25 protein-coding genes and 2 tRNA genes are annotated in these 25325 nt (G+C 72.7%); 3 read left to right on the top strand and 24 right to left on the bottom strand.

All coding sequences use genetic code 11. The annotated features are described in order from the left end of the window. Positions 1 to 214: 214 nt before the first annotated feature. From ACIQUC_RS04500 to ACIQUC_RS04530, 7 genes are all read right to left on the bottom strand, one after another. Positions 215 to 4024 carry an AAA family ATPase gene (locus ACIQUC_RS04500; protein WP_402263699.1) on the bottom strand — a complete coding sequence of 1270 codons (3810 nt, stop codon included), beginning with the start codon at positions 4022 to 4024 and terminating at the stop codon, positions 215 to 217. 32 nt (positions 4025 to 4056) lie between these two features. Beyond that, entirely contained in the window at positions 4057 to 5028 is a 972-nt protein-coding gene (gene mutM, locus ACIQUC_RS04505; protein ID WP_402263702.1) for a bifunctional DNA-formamidopyrimidine glycosylase/DNA-(apurinic or apyrimidinic site) lyase, read from the bottom strand. A 4-nt stretch (positions 5029 to 5032) separates the two neighbouring features. Next, the gene (gene rnc / locus ACIQUC_RS04510; protein WP_402263704.1) at positions 5033 to 5758 is read right to left on the bottom strand and encodes a ribonuclease III; all 726 of its coding nucleotides are present in this window, start codon (positions 5756 to 5758) and stop codon (positions 5033 to 5035) included. Positions 5759 to 5771: 13 nt separating this feature from the next. After that, a complete protein-coding gene (gene rpmF / locus ACIQUC_RS04515; RefSeq protein ID WP_022905230.1) occupies positions 5772 to 5975 on the bottom strand; it encodes a 50S ribosomal protein L32 in 204 nt (67 codons plus the stop codon). Positions 5976 to 6022: 47 nt separating this feature from the next. Beyond that, positions 6023 to 6625 carry a DUF177 domain-containing protein gene (locus tag ACIQUC_RS04520; RefSeq protein ID WP_042723422.1) on the bottom strand — a complete coding sequence of 201 codons (603 nt, stop codon included), beginning with the start codon at positions 6623 to 6625 and terminating at the stop codon, positions 6023 to 6025. 76 nt (positions 6626 to 6701) lie between these two features. Then, on the bottom strand, positions 6702 to 7196 hold the full coding sequence (gene coaD / locus ACIQUC_RS04525; protein ID WP_022905228.1) for a pantetheine-phosphate adenylyltransferase: 495 nt from the start codon (positions 7194 to 7196) through the stop codon (positions 6702 to 6704). Positions 7197 to 7217: 21 nt separating this feature from the next. Next, the gene (locus ACIQUC_RS04530; RefSeq protein ID WP_402263849.1) at positions 7218 to 9440 is read right to left on the bottom strand and encodes an ATP-dependent DNA helicase RecG; all 2223 of its coding nucleotides are present in this window, start codon (positions 9438 to 9440) and stop codon (positions 7218 to 7220) included. A gap of 99 nt (positions 9441 to 9539) precedes the next feature. Between ACIQUC_RS04530 and ACIQUC_RS04535 the strand changes: the two genes are divergently transcribed. After that, positions 9540 to 10103 carry an RsmD family RNA methyltransferase gene (locus tag ACIQUC_RS04535; protein ID WP_031260807.1) on the top strand — a complete coding sequence of 188 codons (564 nt, stop codon included), beginning with the start codon at positions 9540 to 9542 and terminating at the stop codon, positions 10101 to 10103. Between the two features lie 281 nt (positions 10104 to 10384). Here ACIQUC_RS04535 and thiL read toward each other — a convergent pair whose 3' ends face one another. Continuing rightward, positions 10385 to 11395 (bottom strand): thiamine-phosphate kinase, encoded by a 1011-nt coding sequence (gene thiL, locus ACIQUC_RS04540; protein WP_402263709.1) that lies wholly within the window; start codon positions 11393 to 11395, stop codon positions 10385 to 10387. Positions 11396 to 11419: 24 nt separating this feature from the next. Here thiL and ACIQUC_RS04545 point away from each other — a divergent pair, with 24 nt between their 5' ends. Next, a complete protein-coding gene (locus tag ACIQUC_RS04545) occupies positions 11420 to 11905 on the top strand; it encodes a DUF3515 family protein (RefSeq protein ID WP_031260804.1) in 486 nt (161 codons plus the stop codon). A gap of 63 nt (positions 11906 to 11968) precedes the next feature. Here ACIQUC_RS04545 and ACIQUC_RS04550 read toward each other — a convergent pair whose 3' ends face one another. From ACIQUC_RS04550 to leuC, 6 genes are all read right to left on the bottom strand, one after another. Next, positions 11969 to 13078 (bottom strand): D-alanine--D-alanine ligase family protein, encoded by a 1110-nt coding sequence (locus ACIQUC_RS04550; protein WP_402263712.1) that lies wholly within the window; start codon positions 13076 to 13078, stop codon positions 11969 to 11971. Between the two features lie 32 nt (positions 13079 to 13110). Then, positions 13111 to 14124, bottom strand: coding sequence for an NAD(P)H-dependent glycerol-3-phosphate dehydrogenase (locus ACIQUC_RS04555; RefSeq protein ID WP_402263851.1), 1014 nt, complete (start codon positions 14122 to 14124; stop codon positions 13111 to 13113). Positions 14125 to 14215: 91 nt separating this feature from the next. Continuing rightward, the gene (locus tag ACIQUC_RS04560) at positions 14216 to 15037 is read right to left on the bottom strand and encodes a lysophospholipid acyltransferase family protein (protein ID WP_402263714.1); all 822 of its coding nucleotides are present in this window, start codon (positions 15035 to 15037) and stop codon (positions 14216 to 14218) included. Positions 15038 to 15042: 5 nt separating this feature from the next. Beyond that, positions 15043 to 16410: a UDP-N-acetylglucosamine 1-carboxyvinyltransferase gene (murA, locus tag ACIQUC_RS04565; protein WP_402263717.1), complete on the bottom strand. Its 1368-nt coding sequence runs from the start codon at positions 16408 to 16410 to the stop codon at positions 15043 to 15045. Continuing rightward, positions 16410 to 17006 carry a 3-isopropylmalate dehydratase small subunit gene (gene leuD / locus ACIQUC_RS04570; protein ID WP_402263720.1) on the bottom strand — a complete coding sequence of 199 codons (597 nt, stop codon included), beginning with the start codon at positions 17004 to 17006 and terminating at the stop codon, positions 16410 to 16412. Before leuD ends, murA begins: the two co-directional genes overlap by 1 nt. Further along, on the bottom strand, positions 17006 to 18445 hold the full coding sequence (gene leuC / locus ACIQUC_RS04575; RefSeq protein ID WP_402263723.1) for a 3-isopropylmalate dehydratase large subunit: 1440 nt from the start codon (positions 18443 to 18445) through the stop codon (positions 17006 to 17008). The genes leuD and leuC overlap by 1 nt, the downstream gene beginning before the upstream one ends. Positions 18446 to 18604: 159 nt before the next feature. Between leuC and ACIQUC_RS04580 the strand changes: the two genes are divergently transcribed. Further along, positions 18605 to 19672 carry an FUSC family protein gene (locus ACIQUC_RS04580; protein WP_402263726.1) on the top strand — a complete coding sequence of 356 codons (1068 nt, stop codon included), beginning with the start codon at positions 18605 to 18607 and terminating at the stop codon, positions 19670 to 19672. A gap of 214 nt (positions 19673 to 19886) precedes the next feature. On the opposite strand, the gene ACIQUC_RS04585 is transcribed toward ACIQUC_RS04580, so the two are convergent. The 10 genes from ACIQUC_RS04585 to ACIQUC_RS04630 all read right to left on the bottom strand — a co-directional run bounded on the left by ACIQUC_RS04585 (position 19887) and on the right by ACIQUC_RS04630 (position 25325). Further along, positions 19887 to 20492: a histidine phosphatase family protein gene (locus ACIQUC_RS04585; RefSeq protein WP_031261749.1), complete on the bottom strand. Its 606-nt coding sequence runs from the start codon at positions 20490 to 20492 to the stop codon at positions 19887 to 19889. Continuing rightward, complete coding sequence (gene crcB / locus ACIQUC_RS04590) at positions 20489 to 20863, bottom strand: fluoride efflux transporter CrcB (RefSeq protein WP_022906291.1); 375 nt, start codon at positions 20861 to 20863, stop codon at positions 20489 to 20491. Before crcB ends, ACIQUC_RS04585 begins: the two co-directional genes overlap by 4 nt. After that, on the bottom strand, positions 20860 to 21405 hold the full coding sequence (locus ACIQUC_RS04595) for a fluoride efflux transporter FluC (protein WP_402263730.1): 546 nt from the start codon (positions 21403 to 21405) through the stop codon (positions 20860 to 20862). Before ACIQUC_RS04595 ends, crcB begins: the two co-directional genes overlap by 4 nt. Positions 21406 to 21532: 127 nt before the next feature. Beyond that, positions 21533 to 21958, bottom strand: a complete 426-nt coding sequence (locus ACIQUC_RS04600) for a RidA family protein (RefSeq protein WP_031261747.1) — start codon at positions 21956 to 21958, stop codon at positions 21533 to 21535. Next, on the bottom strand, positions 21955 to 22773 hold the full coding sequence (locus tag ACIQUC_RS04605; protein ID WP_402263733.1) for a DNA-formamidopyrimidine glycosylase family protein: 819 nt from the start codon (positions 22771 to 22773) through the stop codon (positions 21955 to 21957). The genes ACIQUC_RS04600 and ACIQUC_RS04605 overlap by 4 nt, the downstream gene beginning before the upstream one ends. 93 nt (positions 22774 to 22866) lie before the next feature. Continuing rightward, positions 22867 to 22939: transfer RNA gene (locus tag ACIQUC_RS04610), tRNA-Glu, on the bottom strand. A 71-nt stretch (positions 22940 to 23010) separates the two neighbouring features. Further along, a tRNA-Glu gene (locus ACIQUC_RS04615) sits at positions 23011 to 23086 on the bottom strand. A 97-nt stretch (positions 23087 to 23183) separates the two neighbouring features. Beyond that, complete coding sequence (locus tag ACIQUC_RS04620; protein WP_402263736.1) at positions 23184 to 23816, bottom strand: MBL fold metallo-hydrolase; 633 nt, start codon at positions 23814 to 23816, stop codon at positions 23184 to 23186. Positions 23817 to 23826: 10 nt separating this feature from the next. Next, positions 23827 to 24879: a LacI family DNA-binding transcriptional regulator gene (locus tag ACIQUC_RS04625; RefSeq protein WP_022906286.1), complete on the bottom strand. Its 1053-nt coding sequence runs from the start codon at positions 24877 to 24879 to the stop codon at positions 23827 to 23829. Next, positions 24876 to 25325 (bottom strand): hypothetical protein, encoded by a 450-nt coding sequence (locus tag ACIQUC_RS04630; RefSeq protein WP_022906285.1) that lies wholly within the window; start codon positions 25323 to 25325, stop codon positions 24876 to 24878. The genes ACIQUC_RS04625 and ACIQUC_RS04630 overlap by 4 nt, the downstream gene beginning before the upstream one ends.

A 25325-nucleotide genomic window follows, 5' to 3' on the forward strand; every position in this document is an offset into this window, starting at 1 on the left:
CCGCACCGCCCCGCCGGTTGTGGGGCCCCCCCCCCGCGGCACCGCCCCCCCCCCCCCCCCCCCCGCCCGGGGGGGGGGGGGGGGCCCCGCGCCCCCCCCGCCTCCCGTCCGTCGGTGGTCCCGCGCGTCCGCCGCGCACGCCCGGTTTCGGCCTGAGCGACAGTTCACGCGCTCCGGAGCGCGTGAACTGTCGCTCAGCGCGAAACGCGCCGCGCTATGCGACAGCGACCTCCGGCTCCGGCTCGGCCGACCGCTGCTGCACCCGCTGCCCGACCACGGCGGACACGCCGTCCTGCCGCATCGAGACGCCGTAGAGCGCGTCCGCGATCTCCATCGTGCGCTTCTGGTGCGTGATCACGATGAGCTGCGACGACGCCCGGAGCCGCTCGAAGACGCTCAGGAGCCGCCCGAGGTTGGCGTCGTCGAGCGCCGCCTCGACCTCGTCCATGATGTAGAACGGCGACGGCCGGGCGGTGAAGATCGCCACGAGGAGCGCCACCGCCGCCAGCGACCGCTCGCCACCGGACAGCAGCGTCAGCCGGTCGATCTTCTTGCCGGCGGGCTTCACCTGCACCTCGATGCCCGTGTGCAGCAGGTCGTCGGGGTTCGTCAGCGTGATCGACCCGGAGCCCCCGGGGAAGAGGATCGGGAAGATGACGTCGAACGCCTCCTTCGTGTCGTCGAACGCGGACTCGAAGATCGTCTGCATCTTCCGGTCGAGCTCGTCGATGATCGTCATGAGATCGGTGCGGGTCTTCTGCAGGTCCTCGAGCTGCTCGGCCAGGAAGGCGTGCCGCTGCTCGAGCGCCTGGAACTCCTCGAGCGCGAGCGGGTTCACCTTGCCGAGCTGGCCGAGGTCGCGTTCGGCCGCCTTCAGCCGCCGCTCCTGCTCCGCGCGCACGTACGGCACGGTCTCGACGTCCGCGGGGTCGACGTCGTCGGTGGCGTCGAACTCGGGCAGTGCGGGGCCACCGGGCAGCGTCGACTCGGCGTCCACCAGTTCGGGCAGGTCCCCGTCGGCGTCGCCGTCGGCGGTCGGGTCGACGTCGGAGACGGGGTCGGCGCCGGTCGGCGAGTCGTCGGACGGGAGGCGCGGCTCGGCCCCGTCGGCCACGGTCGCGTCCGGCGCGATGGCGTCCAGGGCCGCGGCAGCGGCCGCACGCTCGGCGTCGCGGTGCTTCCGCGCGAGGACGCGGGGGTCGATCAGGACGTCCACCGGCACCGGCACGTGCGGGCCGTACTCGGCGACCAGCACGGCCTCGACCAGCCCCAGCTCGCTCTGCGCCCGGTCGAGCACGCCGGACACGTGCAACTTCTTCTCGTAGATCTCCATCTCGAGCGAGTGCACGCCGTCGGTGATCGACTGCAGGCGGTCGCGGAGTTCGCGCTCCTCGTTCCGGATCGTCTGCAGCTCGGTGTTCCGCTTCGACCGCTCGGACTCCTCGGTGGCGAGCTGGACGCGGGCCTCGGCGAGCGATCGGTCCACCGCGCCGAGCAGTCCGGGCAGGTCGGCCAGCACGTGCTCGGCGACCGCGATCTGCCCGCGACGGATGACGGCGAGCCGGGCCGCCTCGGCAGCCGCGGCACGCTCCGCCTCGAGCTGCCGCGCCAGCTGGTCGGCGCGGCTCCGCTCCGCGCGCACCCGCTCACGGACGGTCTCGACCTGGATGCGCTGCTCGATCTCGGCGGCGCGAGCGGCCTCGAGCGCGTCCTGCAGCGCGGGTCGCTCCGACGCGTCGACGACGGGTCGGGGGCGGTCGGCGAACTCCTGACGTGCGCGTTCCGTCTCGGCCAGGACCGCCTCGGCCGACGAGGTCGCACCGTCCGTCTCGGCGAGGGCCGCGCGGAGTCGCTCGACCTCGGCCGCGGCGTTCTCCACCTTCGCGCGGGTGGACGCGCTCGTCCGGTCGTAGTCCGCCTTCGCTCGGGCGTGCGCGCGCGAGGCGGCGTCCGCCTCGTCGGCGACACGACGGGTCTCCTCGACGGCGGTGCGGGCGGCCCGGAGGCGCGTGGCCTGGTCCTCGGCGTCCCGCGCGATCGCTTCGCGGCGGGTGACGGCGTCGTCGCGCTCGGCGACGAGCTCGATGCGCGAGGTCACGCGCTCCCCGCCGCCGGTCACGCGGACCGCGCGCACGAGGTCACCGGAGCGCGTGACCACCGTGGCCTGCGGGGCGGCGGCGAGCACTGCCTCGAGGTCGACCGCGTCGGTGTCCGCGACGAGCGTGTCCCGCAGGATCGCGGCGATCGCCGGCGGCCCGTCGACGAGGTCGAGCGCGCGTCGGACACCGGCCGGCAGTCGCGTCGGCAGGTCCGACGGCAGGGCACCGGCGTCGGCGACCACCACGTCGATGCGGCCGATGTCCTCGGCGCGGGCGTGTGCCACGGCGTCGAGGGCGACGGTCCGGTCGTCGGCGAGCACGGCGTCGGCGAGGCCGTCGAGGGCGATCGCGATCGCCCCCTCGAACCCGGGGATCACGGTCAGCCGGTCAGCGAGGCGACCGACGATGCCGTCGCGACCGGCGTCGATGAGCGCCTGCGATCCGTCGCGGACGGCGATCGACATGCCGAGGGCGGCGACACGGGCGTCGAGGGCGTCCCGTTCGCGTTCGAGGGCGTGCAGGCGGTCGCGGAGTTCGTCGCGCGCGGCCTGGGCCGCCTCCTGCTGCTCGCGTGCGGCGTCGAGCGCCGTGGTCATCGCCTCCTCGTCGACGCCCTCGGAGGGGTCGGTCCCGAGTTCGGCGAGGGCGGCCGCGGCACGGTCCGCGCGGTCCCCGGCCTCGGCCAGGGCGCGCTCACGACGTTCCCGGTCGGCCACCGCGGACTGGCGCTTCGAGGTCGCGACGTCCACCGCCGAGGCGAGGCGCTGGGCCTCGAGGTCGTGCTGCGAGACGAGCGCAGCCTGGGCGGCGATCCGCTCGTCGAGGGCGTCGAGGGCCGCGCGGGCGGCCTGCACGCGCTGCGCCGCCAGGGCCGTGCCGCCCGCCATGTCGGCGGCCTGGGCCTCGAGCCGGTCGGCCTCGTCCCGCACGCCCTGCACCTGCTCCGGGGTGATCGTCGGCCCCTGCTGTGGAGCGTCCGCCTGCTGCGCGAGGAACATCAGCCGCTGGTTCGCCAGGCTCGACAGCCCGCGGAGCCGCTCCTGCACGCTCTCCAGCCGGTGCACGACGGTGCGGGCGCGGTCCACGTCGTCGCCGACCATGCTCTGCTCGACGTGCTGCTGACGGGCACGGGTCTGATCGAGACGCTCCTGCAGCACGATGCGCTCGGACTTGCGGCCGGCCTCGACCTCCTGGTGCTCGTGGAGCTCGCGGCGGAGGCGGACGACCTCGTCGGCGAGGATGCGGGCCTTGGCGTCACGGGCGACCGCGGCGACGGACTGGGCCTTGCGGGCGACCTCGGCCTGGCGACCGAGCGGCTTCAGCTGGCGGCGGATCTCCCCCGCGAGGTCGGACAGCCGCGTCAGGTTCGTCTGCATCGCGTCGAGCTTGCGGAGGGTCTTCTCCTTGCGGCGACGGTGCTTCAGGATGCCTGCGGCCTCCTCGATGAAGCCGCGGCGGTCCTCGGGGGTGGCGTGCAGGACCTTGTCGAGCTGGCCCTGGCCGACGATGACGTGCATCTCACGGCCGAGGCCGGTGTCGCTCAGGAGCTCCTGGACGTCGAGCAGGCGGCAGTTCTCGCCGTTGATCGCGTACTCGCTGCCCCCGTTGCGGAAGAGCGTGCGCGAGATCGTCACCTCGGAGTACTCGATGGGGAGCAACCCGTCGGCGTTGTCGATGGTCAGGAGCACCTGCGCGCGCCCGAGCGGCCCCCGCGTCGAGGTGCCGGCGAAGATGACGTCCTCCATCTTGCCGCCGCGGAGCGTCTTCGCGCCCTGCTCCCCCATCACCCAGGCGAGGGCGTCCACCACGTTGGACTTGCCCGAGCCGTTCGGCCCGACGATGCACGTCACGCCGGGCTCGAACGCGAACGTCGTCGGCTGCGCGAAGGACTTGAACCCCTTGATCGTCAGGCTCTTCAAGTACATGCGGTCTCCGGATGCTCTGGTTGGGCGTCAGGCTAACGCGTGCGCGGGCGTGGACGCGGTTGGCACACGGGGCAGATGTGGCTCGACCGGTTCATGAAGGCCTCGCGCACGATCGTCGTGCCGCACCGGGGACACGGCTTCCCCTGCTGTCCGTAGACGTTGAGTCGCTGCGAGAAGTACCCGGACTGCCCGTTCACGTTGACGTACTGCGCGTCGAAGCTCGTGCCGCCGTCCTCGAGCGCCCGGCCGAGCACGTGCCGGACCTCGGCCAGCAGACCACGGAGGTCGCCGCGCGTCAATCGCTCCGCCGGTCGGTCGTAGTGCAGCTTCGCGGCCCAGAGGGACTCGTCCGCGTAGATGTTGCCGATGCCGCTCACGACCCCCTGGTCGAGCAGGATCCGCTTGATGCCGCTCGACCGCTTCCGGGCCGCGGCGATGAAGCGGTCGTCGTCGAACGCGGGGTCGAGCGGGTCGCGGGCGATGTGCGAGACCTGCTTCGGGATGCTCCGGCGCCACACGGCGTCCGGATCGGTCTCGTCGACGTGCCCCGCTGACCCGGCGGGGGCGCCGTCGATCGTCGGGACCATCTCGTCGATCGCCATCGAGCCGAAGGTGCGCTGGTCGACGAACTCGAGCTCGACGGGCGGCTCCGGCGTGCCGTCGCGGCCGGTCGCCGCCGGCTGGACGTCGAGGAGGATGCGGCGGTGCTTCGCCGCCTCACGCCCACGGCCGAGCAGGATCTGGCCGCTCATGCCGAGGTGCGCCACGAGCGCCTCCGGCCGGTCGCCCTCGTGCTCGGGCCGCAGGGGCATCCAGAGGAACTTGCCACGGCGGACCGCGGCCGCGATGGTGCGACCGGTCAGCCGCTCGGCGAAGTCCTCGGCGGGGCCGTCGTGCCGGGTGAGCGCACGGTCGTCGACGACGTCCACGTGCAGGACCCGCGCGCCGCTGACGGCGGGTTCGAGGCCGGCGCGGACGACCTCGACCTCGGGGAGTTCGGGCACGCGGTCAGGCCGCCCGGCCGGAGAGCTGCGTCCACGCCTGGAGCGCTGCCGCCATCTCGGCGGTCTTCTTGCTCGACCCGGTGCCGGTGGAGACGTCCTCGCCCTGCAGCACGACCGTCGCGTGGAAGGTCTTGTCGTGGTCGGGACCGGCCTCGGTCACGCGGTACGACGGGTTGCCGAGCGACAGGCTCGACGCGAGTTCCTGCAGGCTGGTCTTCGGGTCCATCGCGGCGCCGAAGCGGTCCGGGTCGACGAGGAGCGGCTCGACGAGCCGGAGCACGAGCTCGGTCGCGGGGTCGGGGCCGGCGGAGAGGTAGGTCGCGCCGATCACGGCCTCGACGGTGTCGGCGAGGATCGACGACTTGTCGCGGCCGCCGGTCTGTTCCTCGCCCTTGCCGAGGCGCAGGTACGCGCCGAGCCCGATCATGCGGGCGATCTCGGCCAGGGCGACCGTCGACACCAGGCTCGCACGCCGCTTGGCGAGGTCACCTTCGTCGAGGTCGGGGAAGGACCGGTAGAGCTTCACGGTCACGGCCTGGCCGAGGATCGAGTCCCCGAGGAACTCGAGGCGCTCGTTGTGCCCGATGCCGCCGTGCTCGTACGCGTACGAGCGGTGCGTGAGGGCGAGCTGCAGGAGCTCGAGGTCGATGTCGGCCCCGAGGATCCCCTGCAGGCGAACGACGTCCGGCCCCACGGGGCGGGACCCCGTGGTGCCGGACGTCGCGGTCATGCGTGTGGTCCGATCAGACGTCGGCGACCTTGCGGCCCTTGTACTCCATGTACAGGGGCGTGCCGGCGGAGTCCTCGACGACCTTGGCACGGTGCGGGAGGCTGTAGGTGACCTTGCCGTTCTCGATCGTCTTCACGAGCTGGACCGGCGCGGCCTTCCACTGCGAACGACGGGCGTGCGTGTTGGCACGGGACTGCTTGCGCTTGGGAACGGCCATGGTGGTTCTCTTTCGGTTGGTCGGTGGTCAGTGGCGAGGGGCGGCGGTCAGTCGGCCTGGTCGGCGTCGGACCGCTCCTGACCCTCGGTGGTCTGGGGCGTGGTCGTGCTGGCTGTGTCCGGGGTCTCGCCGCCGCTCGTCGCGTCGTCGAGGGTGAGGCCACCGAGGGCGGCCCACCGCGGGTCCAGGACCTCGTGAGCGCGCTGCTCGCCGATGTCGGCCAGTCGCTCGCCCGTCACCGGGTCGAGTCCTGGGCAGTCCGGTCGGCAGACCGGCTGGAACGGCAGCGCCAGCACCACCGCATCTCGAACGACCTGTTCACAATCCACGTGGTCATCGTGAACGAAGAAGTCGAAATCCTCCGAGGCATCATACGCGAACAGCTCGGCGAAATCGACCTCGACGGGTTCGCTGATGTCGATGAGGCACCGTGAGCACTCGCCCTCGGCCTCGGCGCTGGCGTGCCCGGAGACCAGGACGCCCTCGTGCAGGCCCTCGAGCCGGAGGTCGATGCGCATCTCGGCGCCCTCGCGGACGGCGATGACACCGGCTCCCATCGCATCGGGCACCTCGATGTCGAGCGAGTGCTCGCGCATCTCACCCGGCCGGTGCGCGAGGTCGCGCACGCGCAGGGCGTAGGGGCTGTTCACGTGGGAAGACACGATCGACGAGCCTACAGCCCTGCGGCCTGCGAGTCGAGGCGGGGACGGGCGTGTCCCGAGCGGGTCAGCGCCCGGTGTGCGCGTGCAGGGCCGCCGCGACGACCGCCGGGACGTACGGGGCGACGTCACCACCGAGGGACGCCACCTGGCGGATGAGCGAGCTCGACACGTGCGCACGCGCGGCCTCCGGCAGCAGGAACACCGTCTCGACGTCGGCGAGGTGCCGGTTCATGATCGCCATCGGTGTCTCGTAGGCGACGTCCTCGCCGGAGCGGACGCCCTTGACGAGCACCTTCGCCCCGACCTGCCGGCAGTAGTCGACGAGCAACCCCGAGGTCCACTCCCCCACGCGCACATTGTCGGACACGCCCGTCTCGACGAGCGATTCCTCGATGAGGCGGACGCGGTCGACGGCGTCGAACATCGCCGGTCGCTTGTCGGGGTTGTGCACGACGAGCACGTGCACCTCGTCGAAGAGCCCCGCGGCACGCCCGATCACGTCGAGGTGCCCGAGGGTCACGGGATCGAACGAACCGGGGACCACCGCGATCTGCGCCATGGCAGCGACGATACCCGGCGTTCAGTTCTTGCCGAGGAACGCGGCGTCGGACTCGTCCAGCCGTCGCGCCAGGGCGTCGCGGAGCGCCGGGTGGCCGTCGAGCTGCGGATCGGGTCCGAGGACGCGCTCGGCCTCCTCGCGCGCGTCCATGATGAGGTCCGCGTGCTCCACGACGCGCAGCAGGTTGAGCGACGACCGACCGCCGGACTGCCGTTCGCCGAGCACGTCCCCCTCGCGCCGGAGCTCGAGGTCGACGCGTGCGAGCTCGAAGCCGTCGTCGGAGGCGGACACGGCGTCGACGCGCTCCCGCGAGGTGGTCTCGGACTCCGCCGTCGTCACGAGCAGGCACACGCCGGCGTACTGGCCGCGGCCGATGCGCCCGCGGAGCTGGTGGAGCTGCGAGACGCCGAAGCGGTCGGCGTCGAGCACGGCCATCATCGAGGCGTTCGGGACGTCGACCCCGACCTCGATCACGGTCGTCGCGACGAGCACGTCGACGGCTCCGGCCGCGAACGACGTCATCACGCGGTCCTTCTCGTCCGCCGACATGCGGCCGTGCAGCACCTCGATCCGGCGGTCGGCGAGCACCGGCATCGTCCGCATCCGCTCCGCCGTGGCGAGGACGGTGGCCGGCGCGTGCTTCGGCGTGTCGTCGTCGGGCTCGGGGTCGGGTCCGCCGTCGTCCTCGGCGTGGGCGTCGTCGATCGCCGGGCACACCACGAACGCCTGACGACCGTCGGCGAGTTCCTCGGCCATGCGGGTCCAGATCCGGGACTCCCAGCCGGGGTGCTCGGCGAGCGGGACCGTGAACGTCTCGACGCCGGCACGTCCGGAGGGCAGCCCGGTGATCGTCGAGACGTCGAGGTCGCCGAACACCGTCATCGCCACCGTGCGCGGGATCGGCGTGGCGGTGAGGACGAGCACGTGCGGTGGCGTCACCCCCTTGGTGCGGAGGGCCTCGCGCTGCTCCACGCCGAACCGGTGCTGCTCGTCGACGACGACGAGCCCGAGCTCGGCGAAGTCGACCCGGTCGCCGAGGAGCGCGTGCGTGCCGACCACGAGTCGCGAGCTGCCGGACGCCGCCGCGAGCAGTGCCCGGCGCCGTTCGTCGGTCGACTGCGACCCCGTGAGGATCACCGGCCGGAGCTCGGCGGCGAGGTCGGGGCCGAGGAACTTCACGATCGACCGGAGGTGCTGCGCCGCGAGGACCTCGGTCGGGGCGATCAGCGCGGACTGCCCACCGGACTCGGCGACCGTCAGCATCGCCCGGATCGCCACGAGGGTCTTGCCGGAGCCGACCTCGCCCTGCACCAGGCGGTGCATCGGCCAGTCGCCGGCGAGGTCGTGGGCGATCTCGGCCCCCACCGACCGCTGGTCGTCGGTGAGCGTGAACGGCAGCGCCCGGTCGAAGCGTTCGAGGATCCCGCCCGGTGCGGCGGACCGTGCCGTGGCCGCGGTCGCGCGGGCCGCGATCCGACGCTGCACCAGGGCCGTCTGCAGCACGAACGCCTCGCGGTAGCGGAGGGCATCCTCGGCCCGTTTGAAGTCCGCGACCTTCTCGGGGCGGTGCAGCAGCTCGAGCGCTCGGCGGAACGGCACGAGGTCGAGCCGGTTCCGGACGCGCGCGGGGATCGGGTCGTCGACGTCCGGGAGCGTGTCGAGCACGATCGCCATCGACTTCGCGATCTGCCACGAGGTGAGCGTCGACGTCGCCGGGTAGATCGGGATCGGCTGGCGCGACCACCGGATGGCTTCTTCCGACTCGGGGTCGGCGGTCGCCCGGGGGTCGTCGCGGTCGAAGAGCTCGTAGTCGGGGTGTGCGAGCTGGCGGGCACCCCGGTAGTCGCCGACCTTGCCCGAGAAGATCCCCCGCGCGCCCGGCACGAGGTCCTTCGTGCGCCAGCCCTGGTTGAAGAACGTGAGCGTGAGGAGCCCCTTGCCGTCGCCGATCTTCGCTTCGAGGATCGAGCCGCGACGAGCACGCATGGTGCGTTCCCGGACGTCGACGACCTCGGCCACGATCGTCACCGACTCGCCGATCGCGAGCGAGTCGAGCGCCGTCAGCGCACCGCGTTCGGCGTAGCGCCGGGGCGCGTGCTCGAGGAACTCACCGACGGTGCGGTACCCGAACGCCTTCTCGATCGCACCCGCGGTCCGGCCGCCGAGGACGTTCGCGAGCCGCGCGTCGAGCGGGGCGGGGCCGAGGTCCGGCACCGCGTCGTCGGTCGTCGTTCCGGTCGTCACCACACGTCAACGGTACCCGGCGGCACCGACGCGATCCGCGCCTCCCGGACCGCCTGTGGAGAACGCCTGGAGCGTCCGGCGGCCCGCTACGGTGGCAGCATGACCCGCATCATCGCCGGTGCCGCCGGCTCCACGACGCTCCGGGTGCCGAAGTCCGGCACCCGACCGACGAGCGACCGCGTGCGCGAGGCACTGTTCTCCTCGCTCGAGGCACGTGGGCTCGTCGACGACACGTCGGTCGCGGACCTGTACGCCGGCACGGGGGCCCTCGGGCTCGAGGCCGCGTCGCGCGGTGCGGTCGAGGTCGTGCTGGTCGACCGGGCGTCGGCGGCGGCCGAGGCCTGCCGGGCGAACGCGAAGGCCGTGCAGCGGCGGGTCCCGGGCGTGCGGATCGACGTGCAGCCGCAGCCCGTCCTCGGGTACCTGCGCGGGACCGTCCGGACCTTCGACCTCGTGTTCATCGACCCGCCGTACGACGTGACCGAGCACGAGCTCGCCGAGGTCCTCGAGACGCTCGTGCCCCGGCTGACGGCAGCCGCGGTCGTGGTCGTCGAGCGGAGCAAACGCTCCCCCGAGCCGACGTGGCCCGCGGGGCTCGAGGCCTTCAGCAAGCGCAGCTACGGCGAGACCGTCGCGTGGGAGGCCGTGGTGGCCGCCGCCTGACGCAGGTGCGGCCTCGGGGGTTCGCTGGTGGCGCGCCCGCTGTGGTGCGACTTCGTCGTCGTCGTACGACATCGGTGATGTCGCATACCCGCGCTCGCAACAGTTGCACGCGCGCAGCGACGACTTCGTCGTTGTCGTACGACGTCGACGATGTCGCATACCCGCGCTCGCAACAGTTGCACGCGCGCAGCGACGACGTCGTCGTCGTCGTACGACGTCGACGATGTCGCACGCCCCGCAGCCCCGGACACACACGCCGGACGACGCGCGTGCCACGCCGCTCAGCCGGCGGCGCCGTCCCAGTCGGCGTAGGGATCCCAGCCGGTCGTCGGCACGGGGACTCCCCCGCGCACCAGGTCGTCGTCGCCACGGTCGAGGACGATGCCGACGCGGCGGAACCCTCCGGGCAGCGGGACGTCGGGCGGGAACGTGGCGAGCAGCCCGTGGTCCTCGCCGCCGTGCAGCGCCACCTCGTCGAGGACGGCCGTCCCCTCGGACCGGTCGGCGTCGAGCGAGAGGGTGACCCGGCTGGCCCGCGCGAGCCGCCCGGCGTCGATCGCGAGCCCGTCGGACAGGTCGAGCATCGCCGTCGCGCCACCGGCAGCAGCGGCCGGGCCGTCCGCGATCGGCGGGACCGGCCGCCGCTGTCGTCCGACGTCGGGGTCCGTGTCCGCACCGCTCGCCACGGCCGCACGGCGAGACGGCTCACCGTCGGCGTCGACGCCCTCGCGGAAGAGCCGCGTCAGCCCACGCGCCGCCGGCCCGAGCTCCCCCGAGACGGCCAGGACGTCGCCGGGGCGGGCTCCCGAGCGGACGACGGGCGCACGACCCCCGAGGTCCCCGAACGCCGTCACCGACACCGTGAACGTCGCCGACGTCGAGAGGTCGCCGCCCACGACGCCGCAGCCCGGCACCAGGGCGTCCACGGCCAGCCGCACCCCGTCAGCGAACGACTCGAGCACCGCCACCGGGGTGTCCTGCGGCGCCGCGAGGGCGATCACCAGGCCGGTCGGCACCGCGCCCATCGCGGCCACGTCGGACAGGTTCGTCGCCGCAGCCTTCCACCCGACGTCCTCGGGCGAGGACCACGCCCAGCGGAAGTCCGGTCCGTGCACCATCATGTCCGTCGTCACCACGAACCGGCCGTCCGGCGCCGCGACGACCGCGCAGTCGTCCCCGGGACCGAGCAGCGGCGACCCGACCGGCAGTCGGCGCACGATGCGGTCGAGGACGACGAGTTCGCCGAGGTCCCCCACGGTCGGTCCGGCCCAGGCGTCGTACGTCGCGTCCACACGAGAACGGTAGCCTGGACGTCGATGGACACCGTGCGCCGCCCCCTCCGGAAGCTCGCGACCGCGGGCGTCGTGATCGCCGTCGCCGCCGGGCTGACCGGCTGCACGAACGCCGTCGCGATGTCCCCGGCCCCCTCCGCCGACGCCGCCGCGTGCGCCGCCGTCCAGGTCCGGCTGCCGGCGGCGGTCGACTCGAAGTTCGACCTGCGGAACACGAACGCCCAGTCGACCGCGGCGTGGGGCGATCCCGAGGTGGCGCTGTACCACTGCGGCGTGGCGGTGCCGACGGTGTCCGACCTGCCGTGCTTCTCGCTCGGCGACGTCGACTGGATCCGCGACGACCGCGGGAAGCAGATCGTCTACACGACCTTCGGTCGGTCCCCGGCGGTCCAGCTCGTCATCGACGCGACGAAGACCACGAACCAGGTCGTCCAGGACGTCACCGACGCGGTGTCGACCCTGCCGAAGGACGGGCACCGCTGCCTCGACCCGTCCGACGTCACCGGCTGAGCCGCGGGCACGTCACCGGCTGAACCGCGGGCGCGGCTCCGGCCGCACGCGGGTGCAGGCACCTCAGCGGACCGCCGCGCGCCCCAGCTCGATGAGTTCGCGGACGAGCTCGCCGTAGGACACCCCGGACGCCGCCCAGCAGCGCGGGTACATCGACAGCGGCGTGAACCCCGGCATCGTGTTGACCTCGTTCACGACGAAGCCGTCGTCGGTGAGGAAGCAGTCGACCCGGGCGAGGCCGGCGCCGCCGATCGCCTCGAACGCACGGGCACCGATCGAGCGGATCTCGTCGGTCTCCGCCTCGGTCAGCGGGGCCGGGCAGAGCAGCGACTCGTCGCCGCCCAGGTACTTCGAGGGGAAGTCGTAGAAGCCGTCCTCGGCGACGACGATCTCGCCCGGCAGGCTCGTGCGCGGCACGCCGTCACGGCCCTCGAGCACCGCGACCTCGACCTCACGGCCGATCACGCGGGGCTCGACGATGACCTTGGAGTCGTGCTCGAACGCCAGGTCCATCGCCGCGCCGAGCTCCTCGGGACCGTCCACGCGGGACACACCCATGCTCGAACCCGCACGCGCAGGCTTCACGAACAGCGGCCACCCGTGCGCGGCGATCGTCTCGGCGACGTCGACCGGGTCGGCCGACCACTCGCGCCGGAGCACCGTCGTCCACGGCGCGACGCGGAGCCCGGCGTGCTCGAGGACCGCCTTGGCGACGTGCTTGTCCATGGCCAGGGCGCTGGCGAGCACCCCGTCCCCGACGTACGGCAGACCGGCGATCTCGAGGAGGCCCTGGACGGTGCCGTCCTCGCCGAACGGACCGTGCAGGATCGGGAACACGATGTCGACGGCGATCGTCGAGACCGATCCGTCCGGGTGCGACACCACGAGCTCGTTCGACGCGGGCGAGGTCGGGAACGCCACGCGGGTGCCGTTGTCCGGGACCGTGGGGAGCGTGCCGCCCCGCAGCGCCCACTGCGCCGGGTCGTCGGACTGGAGCGTGAACGCGCCGTCCTTCGTGATGCCGATCGGGACGAGGTCGTACTCGGCCCGGTCGACGACGTCCATGATCCCGCCCGCGGTCACGCAGCTGATCTCGTGCTCGCTCGAACGGCCACCGAACAGCACGGCGACGGTGGTCGTGGACACGGGTGTCTCCTCGGCGATCGTGGGCATGGCAGTCCTCTTGGTGGTCGGGGCCGGACCGGTCACTCGCCCTGGGGCTCGTCGGTCTCGGTGAGGTGCGGCGCGATGTTGCGCGGATCGAGCCTACCGGCGAGGACCTCGGCGACCTGCCCCACGATGGGCATGTCGACGCCGTTGGCAGCGGCGAGCTCGAGGATCGGTGCGACCGACGCCAGCCCCTCTGCGGTCTGGTTCATCTGCCGGACGACCTCGTCGAAGCGGTACCCCTGACCGAGCAGCCGGCCGGCGGTGTTGTTCCGCGAGAGCGGGGACTGGCAGGTCGCGATGAGGTCGCCGAGGCCGGCGAGCCCGGACAGCGTCGACGGCTGCGCGCCGAGCGACACCGCGAAGTCGGTCATCTCGGCCAGACCCCGGGTGATGATGGACGCCTTGGTGTTCTCGCCGTAGCCGACACCGTCGACGATGCCGATCGCGACGGCGATGAGGTTCTTCAGCACCCCGCCGAACTCGGTGCCGATGACGTCGGTGTTGATGAACGACCGGAAGTACGGGTTCGTGGCGACGGCGGCCACCGCGCTCGCGGTCTCGGCCGACGACGACGACACGACGGCCGCGGTGGGCTGCCGCCGGGCGATCTCGAGCGCCAGGTTCGGGCCGCTCGCCACCGCGATGCGGTCGCGGTCGATGCCGAGGCCCTCGTGCAGGACCTCGCTCATGCGGAGTCCGGTGCCCTTCTCCACGCCCTTCATCAGGCTGACGACGGGGACGTCCGGCGCGAGCAGCTCGCGGATCGCGGCGAGGTTCGAGCGCAGGGACTGCGACGGCACCGACACGTACACCTGCGACGCGCCGTCGAGCACCTCGGCGAGGGACGTCGACGCGGTGAGGGTGCGGGGCAGGTTGATCCCGGGCAGGTAGTCCGAGTTCCGCTTGGTCTCGGTGATCTCCCGCGCGACCTCGGCCCGCCGCGCCCACACGACGGTCGACGCTCCGCCCTCGGCGAGGACCTTGGCGAACGTGGTCCCCCAGCTGCCGGCGCCGATGACGGCGACGCGCGGCTTGTCGGTCGACTGCATGACCACGCGGATCGCGGCCGTGTCCACCGCTCCGGGGGCTGCGACCGCGGGGTCCGGGTGGTCGTCGTGCGGGCGGAGGCCCGGTCCGTGCTCACTCAAACCGGCCGGTCTCCTTCTGGTTGTTCGCCGCCGGGTCCCAGCGGGTCTCGGGCGCCTGCTGCCCGCGGATCTCCTCGAGCAGCGCGGTGATGTGCTGCATCAGGAGCTCGGTGGCCGCGACGAGCGTCTGCTGGTCGATCGGCTTGCCGCGGTACGGCGAGAGGTCGACGGGGTCGCCGACGATGACGTCCACGCGGGACGGCGGGATCAGCCGGAGCTTCTTGCCGTACCGCGCCATGATGTTCTGGGTGCCCCAGTGGGCCATCGGGATGAGCGGGACGTCGTTCTCGAGGGCGATCCGCACCGCACCGGTCTTGCCGCGCATCGGCCACAGGTCCGGGTCACGGGTGAGGGTGCCCTCGGGGTAGACGATGATCGCGCCGCCCTGCTCGATGAGCGACCGGCCGCCGCCGAGCGGGTCGCTCAGCCGGGTGCGCCCGGAACGCTCGACGGGGATCTGGCCCATGCCGGACATGATCTTGCCGAAGACCGGGACCTTGAACAGCGACGCCTTCGCGAGGAAGCGCGGCGCCCGACGGGAGAGCCAGACCGCCGTGCCCACGACGAGCGGGTCGATGTTCGTGAAGTGGTTCGGTGCGAGCACGAACGCGCCCTCGGCCGGCAACCGGTTCGGACCGTGCCAGTGGTACCGCGCCGAGAAGCGGAAGGTCGGGATGACCACGGTCGCGAGGATCCGGAAGGCCGTGTTCAGCTCGCCACGGCGCCACCGGCGCCCGGGGACGGGCATGCCGGTGGTGACCTGCGAGGCGAAGGCGCGCCGCGCCTCCTGGCCGTCACCAGCGGGAGTCGACACCGCGCCTACCCCGCGAAGTCGAAGTCGGCGCCGAGCTTGCGGAGCTTCGGGATGAAGTGCTCGTAGCCGCGGCTGATGATGCCGACGTTGGAGATCCGCGACTCGCCCTCGGCGGTCAGGGCCGCGATGAGGTGGCTGAAGCCGCCGCGCAGGTCCGGCACGCGGACGTCCGCCGCGTGCAGCGTCGTCGGGCCGGTGATGACCGCGGCCTGCTCGAACGGACGACGGGCGACCCGGCGGTCGTGCCCGGGGAGCCCCTCCTTGTGGACGACGATGTCGGCGCCCATCTCGTTCAGCGCATCGGTGAAGCCGAAGCGGTTCTCGTACACGGTCTCGTGCACGATGCTCTGCCCGTCGGCCTGCGTCAGCGCCACGATGAGCGGCTGCTGCCAGTCGGTCATGAACCCGGGGTGCACGTCCGTCTCGACGACCACGGGGCGCAGGACCTCGCGCTCGCGGTAGAAGCGGATGCCGTCCTCCTGGATGTCGAACCCGCCGCCGACCTTGCGGAAGACGTTGAGGAACGTCATGAGCTCCTGCTGCTTCGCGCCCTCGACGAAGATGTCGCCGTTGGTCGCGAGCGCTGCGGAGGCCCAGCTGGCGGCCTCGTTGCGGTCGTTGATCGCACGGTGGGTGTACCCCCGGAGCGACTCGACGCCCTCGATGAAGATCGTGCGGTTCGGCTCGACCGTGACGATCGCACCCATCTTCTGCAGGATCGCGATGAGGTCCATGATCTCGGGCTCGATCGCGGCGTTGCGGAGCTCGGTGACGCCCGTGGCGAGGACCGACGAGAGCAGCACCTGCTCCGTCGCCCCGACGCTCGGGTACGGCAGCTCGATCTTCGCGCCCCGGAGGCCGTCCGGCGCGGTCAGGTGGATGCCGTTGACCTGCTTGTCGACGACCGCACCCATGGCGCGGAGGGCGTCGAGGTGGAAGTCGATCGGGCGGTCGCCGATGCGGCAGCCGCCGAGGTCGGGGATGAACGCCTCGCCGAGCCGGTGCAGCAGCGGGCCGCAGAACAGGATCGGGATGCGGCTCGAGCCGGCATGGGCGTCGATCTCGGCGAAGTGCGCCGACTCGACGTTCGACGGGTCGAGGATGAGCTCGCCTCGTGCAGGATCGGTGATGCGCACGCCGTGCACCTCGAGCAGCCCGCGGACGACCTTGACGTCGGAGATGTCCGGGACGTCCTTGAGGATCGACGGGGTGTCACCGAGCAGCGACGCCACCATGGCCTTGGTCGCGAGGTTCTTCGCCCCACGGACCTCGATGCGTCCCACGAGCGGCTTGCCCCCGCGGATGACGATCTCGTCCGACTTGAGGCCCACGCGCGCCCCTGCGGCCGCTGCGTCCTGTACGAGAGAGTTCACTACTTCACCGGCAATGTCTTCGGCCGCCATCTGGAGCGGCGGGATTCGAACTCCGTGATCGAGGTCTCGTCACGGAGGGTGAGCCCGATGTCGTCGAGCCCTTCCATCAACCGCCAACGAGTGTAAGCGTCGATCTCGAACGGGACGTCCACCTCGCCGAGCGACACGCGCTGGGCCACCAGGTCGACGGTCGCCTCGATGCCGGGGTTCGCCGCGATCTCGGCCCAGAGCCGCTCGACTTCCGGTTCGGTCACGATCGCGGTGACGAGGCCCTGCTTGCCCGCGTTGCCCTTGAAGATGTCCGCGAACCGGGGCGAGATGACGACCCGGAACCCGAAGTCGCGGAGCGCCCAGACGGCGTGCTCGCGCGACGACCCGGTGCCGAAGTCCGGTCCGGCGACCAGCACCTTGGCGCGCTGGTACGCGGGCTGGTTCAGCACGAACTCGGGGTCCTGACGCCAGCCGGAGAACAGGGCGTCCTCGAAGCCCGTCTTCGTCACCCGCTTGAGGTAGACGGCGGGGATGATCTGGTCGGTGTCGACGTTGGACCGCTCGAGCGGTGCCGCGATGCCGGTGACGGTCGAGATCTTGTCCATCAGTGTGCCCCTTCCAGGACGGCGTTCGACTCGGACGTCTCCAGGTCCCACGGGCTGGAGAGCGTTCCGCGCACGGCGGTGGCCGCGGCGACGAGCGGCGACACGAGGTGGGTGCGACCGCCCTTGCCCTGGCGTCCCTCGAAGTTGCGGTTGGAGGTGCTCGCGCAGCGCTCCCCCGGCGCGAGCTGGTCGGGGTTCATGCCGAGGCACATCGAGCAGCCGGCGAACCGCCACTCGGCACCGAAGTCCGTGAACACCTTGTCGAGTCCCTCGGCCTCGGCCTCGAGCCGCACCCGGGCGGACCCCGGCACGACCATGACCCGCACGCCGTCGGCCTTCGTGCGGCCCTTGATGACCGACGCGAAGGCCCGCAGGTCCTCGATCCGGGAGTTCGTGCACGAGCCCATGAACACCGCGTCGACCGCGATCTCCTTCATCGGGGTGCCGGCGACGATGTCCATGTACTCGAGGGCACGCTGCGCTGCGGCCTGGTCGTTGGGGTCGCTGTAGCTGGCCGGGTCCGGGACGTTCTCGGAGAGCGAGACGCCCTGACCGGGGTTCGTGCCCCAGGTGACGAAGGGCTCGAGGGCGTCGGCGTCGATGAACACCTCGGCGTCGAACACCGCGTCGTCGTCGGTCGACAGGGTGTCCCAGTACGCGACGGCGTCGTCCCAGTCCTGCCCCGTGGGCGCGTGGTCGCGGCCCTGCACGTAGTCGTACGTGGTCTGGTCGGGGGCGACCATGCCGGCACGGGCACCGGCCTCGATCGACATGTTGCAGATGGTCATGCGGCCCTCCATCGAGAGGGCACGGATCGCCGAGCCGCGGTACTCGAGCACGTAGCCCTGCCCGCCACCGGTGCCGATCTTCGCGATGACGGCGAGGATGATGTCCTTCGCCGTGACCCCGGGTCGGAGGGTGCCCTCGACCGTGATCGCCATGGTCTTGAAGGGCTTGAGCGGCAGGGTCTGGGTCGCGAGGACGTGCTCGACCTCGCTCGTGCCGATGCCGAAGGCCATCGCACCGAAGGCCCCGTGGGTCGAGGTGTGCGAGTCGCCGCAGACGACCGTGATGCCCGGCATCGTCAGGCCGAGCTGCGGGCCGACCACGTGGACGATGCCCTGCTCCTTGTCGCCCAGCGAGTGCAGGCGGACGCCGAACTCCTCGCAGTTGCGGCGGAGCGTCTCGATCTGGGTCCGGCTGGTCGGGTCCGCGATGGGACGGTCGATCGCGAGCGTCGGGGTGTTGTGGTCCTCGGTCGCGATGGTCAGGTCGAGGCGGCGCACCGGCCGACCGGCCTGGCGCAGGCCGTCGAACGCCTGCGGGCTCGTGACCTCGTGCACGAGGTGGAGGTCGATGTAGAGGAGGTCGGGGTTGCCGTCCTCGCCCTTGACCACGACGTGGTCGTCCCACACCTTCTCGGCGAGCGTCTTTCCCATCGGGTGCGACCCTTCCTCGTTGTCGTCGACGAACCGCTGTCGCGGTTCGGTGCGGCGAGTCTAGCAGGTTGGTATACCAACGTGCTCCCGCGCCGACCGGCGGCCTGGAGGCGCGGGCCGACTCCGCGACACCCGTCGCGGTGGGAAGATGGTCACGACATGACGACCCCTGCGCACTCGACCCGGACCATCAACCTCGAGGGCGCGGCCCGCGCCGCGGTCGCCGGCGGCGCCCCGCTCGCACTGCTCATCGCCCTCGACATGCCCGGGTACGCCGCCTTCGCCATGTTCGCCGGGTTCACGGCGATCTTCGGCGCCACCGAGCCCTACCGGCAGCGCGCGGTCACCACCGGGGTCGCCGGCGGCATGCAGGCACTGTGCATGACCGCGGGCATCGGGGTCGCCCTCGCCGGCGGGCAGCTCTGGATGCAGGCCGTGGGGCTGGTCCTCGTGCTCGTCGTCGCCGTCGGCACACTGAGCGTGCTCCGCACGATCCCGGCCCAGCCGATCTTCCCGGTGTTCGCGTTCCTCGTGTCATCGCTCGTCCCGGTGCGCCCGGCGGACGTCCCCGTCATCGCGACGATCATCGTCTGCTCGGTCGTGTGGGCGTGGCTCGTGGCGATGTCCGGCTCGGTGCTCCGGCTGGTGCTCCACCCGCGGGCACCCCACCGGTTCCGGCCGCTGGCGGAGCGCAAGCACCGTTCGCTCGCGGTGCTCCGGACGCCCGCGCTGTGGGAGACCGTGGCCCTCAACGTGGTCGGAGCGCTCGTCGCCGGGGCCGTCGCCGAGACGATCCCGGGGCTCGGGCACCCGTACTGGGCGGTCATCGCGGTCGTGTCGACGCTCCCCGCGCTCCGGCAGCGGCACACGGTGTTCCGCGCCTTCCAGCGGTTCATCGGCACGATCGGCGGCACCGTGATCGCCGTGGGGATCCTGCTGCTGGAGCCGTCGGCGTGGTGGATCGTCGTGATCGCCGTCGTCGGCCAGTTCTTCGCCGAGATCTTCGTCGCCCGGCACTACGCCGTGTGCCTGCTCTTCCTCACACCGCTCGCCCTCGCCGTGTCGTGGCTGAGCCTGCCCGAGGCGCCGGAGTTCCTCGCGCTCGACCGCGTCGCGCAGACCACCCTCGGAGCGCTCGTCAGCGTCGCACTGTTGTTCGTGGGGCGTGGGATCGAGCGGCGGCGCGGTCGCGCGCTGGGCGCGACGAGCGCGATCCGCACCGTCTGACCCGCGCGGTCGCGCCCGACGTACCTGGTCGAATCGGGCGTACCTGGTCGTTCCTTCCGACCAGGTACGCCCGGTTTCGCTCGCCACCGCGTGCGACATGGGAAGGAACGGGCGCTGACGACGGACGGGAGGCGCGTGGCGGCGCCGACCCGCGCCTCCCGTCCGTCCGTGGTCGCGACCACCGCGCCGTGCCTCCGCGAGGCGGACCACCGCGTCAGTCGCGCGGCTGGATGTTCCAGGCGTCGATGACCGGGCGGCCGTGCTCGTAGCCGAGGACGCTGACGGTGGCCGTCCCGAGCTTCAGCACGGCGCCGTCCTGGGGGGCGAGCCGGATCCACGCGGCGCCGAGGGCACGCAGGACGTGACCGTGCGCGACGATGACGGCGTCCTGCCCCTCGGCGAGCACCGGCCGGACCTGGTCGAGCACCCGCTCCACGCGCACCCGGACCTCGGCGGCGTTCTCGCCGGGGGTGTCACCCGCGGGGACTCCATCGGCCCAGAGGTCCCACGGGCCGTGCCGGAGCACCTTGATCTGCGGCGTGGTGAGTCCCTCGTAGGCGCCGTAGTCCCACTCGTAGAGGTCCTCGTCGAGCTCCGGGTCGAGCCCGATCAGGGCGGCCGTGTCTCGGGCGCGCTGCAGCGGGCTGGACAGCGCCAGCGCGAACGTGCGGTCCGCCAGGTACCGGCCGGCGCGCTTCGCCTGCTCGATGCCGTTGTCGGTGAGCGGGATGTCGGTGCGGCCGGTGTGCTGCCCGCTCTTCGACCACTCCGTCTCTCCGTGACGGACGAGGACGAGTTCGCCGGGGCGTTCCGAGGTCATGTGTTCCTTCCGAGCCAGAGGCCGAGCGCAGCTGCGCCGACCGAGACGACGAGCATCCCGAGGCCGTTCAGGACGGCGAGCCGGGGCTTGCCGGATCGGAGGAGCTGTACGGTCTCGACGCTCGCCGTCGAGAACGTCGTGTACCCACCCATCATGCCCGTTCCGAGCACGGCGACCGACGCGAGCGGGATCGTCCCCGCCTGGCCGAGGCCGGTCAGGACCCCGAGGACGAGCGATCCGGTGACGTTGATGACGAGGGTGCCGAGCGGGAAGCCGGAGACGCGGGCCTTCACGGCGCCGTCGAGGACGAACCGCAGCGCGGCACCGACGCCCCCGCCGACCGCGACGAGGAGCAGTTCGAGGGGGCTCACCGGTCGCCCCCGGTGGTGTCCGCGGACCGCGCCGGTGCGGCGGTCGCCCGGGGCCGGACGAGCGCCGCGACCCACAGGCCAGCGACGACCGCGACGAGCCCCGCCGCGACGCTGAGCAGCGCGTACCCGCTCCCGGCGCCCCAGCGTCCGGCGTCGAGCAGCTGCGCGGTGTCGTCCGCCAGCGTGCTGTAGGTCGTGAAGCCGCCGAGCACCCCGGTGCCGACGAACAGCCGGAGGGTCCGGCGTCTGCCGACGTCCGGCCCGCGGTGGGCGAGTGCCTCGAGCAGCAGCCCGAGGACGAAGGCCCCGGTGACGTTGATCGCGAGGACCGCCCAGCTGACGCCGTCGTGCGCCGGGAACGCCTCGGCGAGGACCGCGCGGACGCCGGTGCCGAGGGCGCCGCCGACCGCGACCGTGGCGAGGGCGGACCAGCGGAGGTGGACCGGTCGGTCCGGACGGGTGTCGGTCTCCTCGACCTCGACGTCCGGGTCGATCGGGATGCTGCCGGAGTCGGTCGGGCGTCGTCGGTGGTCGTCGGTCACGGTGCTCCTATCGCCGAGCACGCCGGATCGTCTCCGCGCGTGCGGTGTTCTCGGGATAGGGACCGTTGGCGGGTGACCGCGGTTGGGTCCGGCAGGCCCCACTGCCGGGTCTGACGACGGGATCAGACTAGCGCGTCGGCGCGGGGTGGTCCGCGACGGCCGCGATCCCCTCGATCTCGACGAGCTGGTCGTCGTACCCGAGGACGGTCACCCCGAGCAGCGTGCTCGGCACGTCGTGGTCACCCATCGCGGCGCGGACGACCTGCCACGCCGCCACGAGGTCCGCCTGCCGCGTCGAGGCGACGAGGACCCGGGTCTGCGCGAGGTCGGTGACGCCGGCACCGGCCGCGGCGAGCGCGGTCGTGAGGTTCTCGACGCACTGCGCCGCCTGGGCGCGGACGTCGCCCACGCCCACCGTGCGGCCGTCGGCGTCGAGCGGGCAGGCTCCGGCGAGGAAGACGAGCCGGCTGCCTGCGGGGACGGACGCGGCGTCCGCGTACTCCGCGACGTCGCTGAGGGCACCGGACCGGATGAGCTGCACCACACTGGTCATCGGCCCAGTGTGGCCGACCCGCCGATCGGCTGGCACCGTGGGCACCACCAGACCCGGCGCGGCGGCGATCCGGGGCGCTCGACGTCGTCACGTGCCAGGACGGGCGTCCGGCACCGCAGGCACGGTCGGCCGGCGCGACCGACGACCCAGTGGCGGGTTCCGCGGCCCGGGCGCCCGGTGGTGACCTGGTACGCGGACGGCACCGTCGCCGAGTGCACGAGCATCCGGCGGGCGAGGTCGAGCATCGCCGGCAGGTCGACCCGCTCCACCGGGGTGTCGGGGTGGACCCCGCGGAGGAAGCAGAGCTCCCCGACCCAGAGGTTGCCGAGCCCGGCGACGGTGCGCTGGTCGAGCAGTGCGGCGCGGATCGTCCGGCCCGGACGAACGGCGAACCGGGCGACGGCGGCGTCCCGGTCGAAGTCGTCGTGCAGCAGGTCGGGTCCGAGCGGTCCGAGCACGCATGCCTCGTCGGCGGTGGCGACGTGCTCGACGACGGGGAGTGCGATGCCCCACAGCGTTCGGCCGTCCTCGAACGCCATCCGCACCCGAGCCTCGGCCACGGCGTGCGCGGGGAGCCGTCGACCGGGTGCGGTGAGCGTCCACGAGCCCGTCGTGCGCATGTGCGTGTGCAGCGTCGTCCGGTCGTCGAACCGCGTGAGCAGGTGCTTGCCGTGGGTCGCGTGGCCGACGACGGTGCGGCCGCCGAGCGCGCGACCGGCAGTGGGCCCGCCACGGAGTTCGCCGGACCGGATGAGCGCACCGTCGACCTGCCGCAGTCGCGCGGCGAGGCGGAACACCGAGTCGCCTTCGGGCATGCGGCGACCGTACCGGGGGCGACTGACACCGGCGACGGAGCCCCGTGGACGACGAAACGCCCCCCGGCGGACCGGAGGGCGTTCGTGGTGGTGTGACCCCAGCGGGATTCGAACCCGCGTTACCGCCGTGAGAGGGCGACGTACTAGGCCGCTATACGATGGGGCCGTCACACATGGGAATCCCCCGCCCTGGAGCGGGGGTCATGGTCGTTGCCGGAGTCGGAGGCTAGCCACCTGTGGTGACCCCAGCGGGATTCGAACCCGCGTTACCGCCGTGAGAGGGCGACGTACTAGGCCGCTATACGATGGGGCCGTTCCGACAACTCGACAAGTATGGCACAAGCGGTCCGCCGTGCCAAAACGAGGCGTGTCGCCCGGGTGCGCCGCCATGCCGCGGCGGGCATGTGCGCTCAGATCGTGAACGATTCGCCCGGCTGCAGCACGACGAGTGAGCCGGACGGCTCCACCGCCTCGCGGAGGCGACCGGTGTGCATGTCGAGGCCGACGTCGGACAGGGTCGCCTCGTGCACGGGGTAGGCCCGCCGGGGTGCGACCGCGAGCACGTAGTCCATCATCTCGGCGACCTTGAGCCACGGGGCACCGACGGGCGCGGCGAGGACCTCGACCGGCACGTCGGGGACGGTGTACGAGTCACCGGGGTGGAACAGCCGGCCGTTCACGAGGACACCGGTGTTGTCGACGACCGGGACGCTCGAGTGGATCACGTTGTGCCGCGTGCCGTGGAAGGTGAGGCCGAACGGGCCGACGGTGCGCCGGTCCCCGGCCGTGACGACGTCGACCGCGACGACCCCGTCGAGGGCACGCGCGACCCCGGCGGGGCCGATGACGACGGCTCCGGGACTGCCGTCGAGGATGCGCCGGACCTGGTCGGGCGTGACGTGGTCGGGGTGCTCGTGGGTGACGACCACGGCGACGACCCCGGTGACGTCGACCGGGCGGGTGAAGCCACCCGGGTCGAGGACGAGGCGTGCGGTGCCCTCGGTGACGACCTGGCAGGCGTGCTCGAGCTTGGTGACCTCCATGCCGGCGACCCTACGCGGCCGGTGGGTCCTGGAGCCGAACCGGCCCGGTCGTCGACCGCACCACGAGGTGTGCCGGCGACGCCGACAGCGGGCCCGCGACGCCGCCGTCGACCTCCTCCAGCACCGCCCGGGCTGCGACGCGCCCCTGCGCCACCGGGTCCTGGGCGATCGTGGTCAGACCGGCGACCTCGCCGTACTCGTGGCCGTCGATGCCCATCACGGACACGTCGCCGGGCACCTCGAGGCCGGCTCGACGTGCGGCGAGGACCACCCCGAGCGCCATCTCGTCGGACGCGCAGAAGACCGCGGTCGGGATCGCCGCACCGCGGGTCCGGTCGAAGAGCGCCGCTCCGGCGTCGGCTCCCCCGGCGAAGGAGAACCGGCCGTCGAGGATCCAGTCCTCGCGGACGGCGATCCCCCGTGCAGCCAGCGCGTCCACGAAGCCGTCCCGCCGCAGCCACGGCACCGCGACGTTCATCCCGGCCTCGTCCTGCCCGCCGACGTACGCCACGTCCCGGTGGCCGAGGCCGCACAGGTGATCGACGGCGACGGCGGCGACGACGACGTCGTCCACGCCGACGTTCCGGAGCCCGGGCGCCGGCCCGCCGATCACGATCATCGGGTGGCGTGTGAGCTCGAGCTCGGCGCGCTCGGTCTCGTCGAGCACGAGCGAGAGCAGCACGAGCCCGTCGACGCGGTGCCGGAGCATCGAACGGCGGAACGCCCGGTCCCGGTCACCACCAGGACCGCCGAGGTTGTACAGCACCAGGTCGTAGCCGGCCCGCCGCAGCTCGGCGTCGACCCCGCCGAGGGCCTTGACGTAGAACCACCGGTCGATCACGGGGACGACGACGCCGATCGCCCGCTGACGTCCGGTGGCGAGACCGGCCGCCGCCGAGCTCGGGACGTACCCGAGCTCGTCGGCGACCCGTCGCACCTCGTCGATCGTGGTGTCCGCGACCGTCGACATCCCCCGCAGTGCGCGGGAGACCGTGGACTTCGACAGGCCCGTGACGGTCGCGATCTCCTGGATGCCCATGGACCGGCCCGGGAGGCCCGTCACCGGTCCGACGGCCGCCGCACGTCGGCGACGGGGCCGGCCTGCGCTCGCGCGGACGTCGGCGCACGGTCCGCCCCGTGGAACGCGTCCGCGTCCCGGCGCGTCCGGACGGCCCGGCGACCCGCGGGTGCGAGCTCGTCCCACCCGACGTGCCGGTGGACGCGTCCGTCCGGGCTGGAGGACGTCCGACGGACCGGGACCGCCGGTGCCGCGGGGGCCCCGCCGATGCCGTCGGTCGACGCCGTGCGGCGGAGCACCGACACCCGCCACCGGTCGAGGGCGACCACGCCGAGGACCGAGGCGAGGAGGGTGAGCGCCCAGCCGAGGGCCGGCCGGCCGGTGACCTCCGAGAACACCGTGACGCCGAGGAACAGGACCCCGAACATCCCGACGAAGCCGATGGCCTCCTCGATCCGGGCCGTGGGCCGGGTGGGACCGCGCTGCGCCAT

The sequence above is a fragment of the Curtobacterium sp. NPDC098951 genome (assembly GCF_044759965.1).
In the GTDB taxonomy this organism is placed as follows: Bacteria; Actinomycetota; Actinomycetes; order Actinomycetales; family Microbacteriaceae; genus Curtobacterium.

Bases quoted from the DNA above. Each gene is read 5' to 3' on its own strand.
- ACIQUC_RS04500 (WP_402263699.1), bottom strand. From the start codon at position 4,024: ATGTACTTGAAGAGCCTGACGATCAAGGGGTTCAAGTCCTTCGCGCAG.
- rnc (WP_402263704.1), bottom strand. From the start codon at position 5,758: ATGACCGCGACGTCCGGCACCACGGGGTCCCGCCCCGTGGGGCCGGAC.
- rpmF (WP_022905230.1), bottom strand. From the start codon at position 5,975: ATGGCCGTTCCCAAGCGCAAGCAGTCCCGTGCCAACACGCACGCCCGT.
- coaD (WP_022905228.1), bottom strand. From the start codon at position 7,196: ATGGCGCAGATCGCGGTGGTCCCCGGTTCGTTCGATCCCGTGACCCTC.
- ACIQUC_RS04535 (WP_031260807.1), top strand. From the start codon at position 9,540: ATGACCCGCATCATCGCCGGTGCCGCCGGCTCCACGACGCTCCGGGTG.
- ACIQUC_RS04545 (WP_031260804.1), top strand. From the start codon at position 11,420: ATGGACACCGTGCGCCGCCCCCTCCGGAAGCTCGCGACCGCGGGCGTC.
- ACIQUC_RS04550 (WP_402263712.1), bottom strand. From the start codon at position 13,078: ATGCCCACGATCGCCGAGGAGACACCCGTGTCCACGACCACCGTCGCC.
- ACIQUC_RS04555 (WP_402263851.1), bottom strand. From the start codon at position 14,124: ATGCAGTCGACCGACAAGCCGCGCGTCGCCGTCATCGGCGCCGGCAGC.
- leuD (WP_402263720.1), bottom strand. From the start codon at position 17,006: ATGGACAAGATCTCGACCGTCACCGGCATCGCGGCACCGCTCGAGCGG.
- leuC (WP_402263723.1), bottom strand. From the start codon at position 18,445: ATGGGAAAGACGCTCGCCGAGAAGGTGTGGGACGACCACGTCGTGGTC.
- ACIQUC_RS04580 (WP_402263726.1), top strand. From the start codon at position 18,605: ATGACGACCCCTGCGCACTCGACCCGGACCATCAACCTCGAGGGCGCG.
- ACIQUC_RS04585 (WP_031261749.1), bottom strand. From the start codon at position 20,492: ATGACCTCGGAACGCCCCGGCGAACTCGTCCTCGTCCGTCACGGAGAG.
- ACIQUC_RS04600 (WP_031261747.1), bottom strand. From the start codon at position 21,958: ATGACCAGTGTGGTGCAGCTCATCCGGTCCGGTGCCCTCAGCGACGTC.
- ACIQUC_RS04605 (WP_402263733.1), bottom strand. From the start codon at position 22,773: ATGCCCGAAGGCGACTCGGTGTTCCGCCTCGCCGCGCGACTGCGGCAG.
- ACIQUC_RS04620 (WP_402263736.1), bottom strand. From the start codon at position 23,816: ATGGAGGTCACCAAGCTCGAGCACGCCTGCCAGGTCGTCACCGAGGGC.
- ACIQUC_RS04630 (WP_022906285.1), bottom strand. From the start codon at position 25,325: ATGGCGCAGCGCGGTCCCACCCGGCCCACGGCCCGGATCGAGGAGGCC.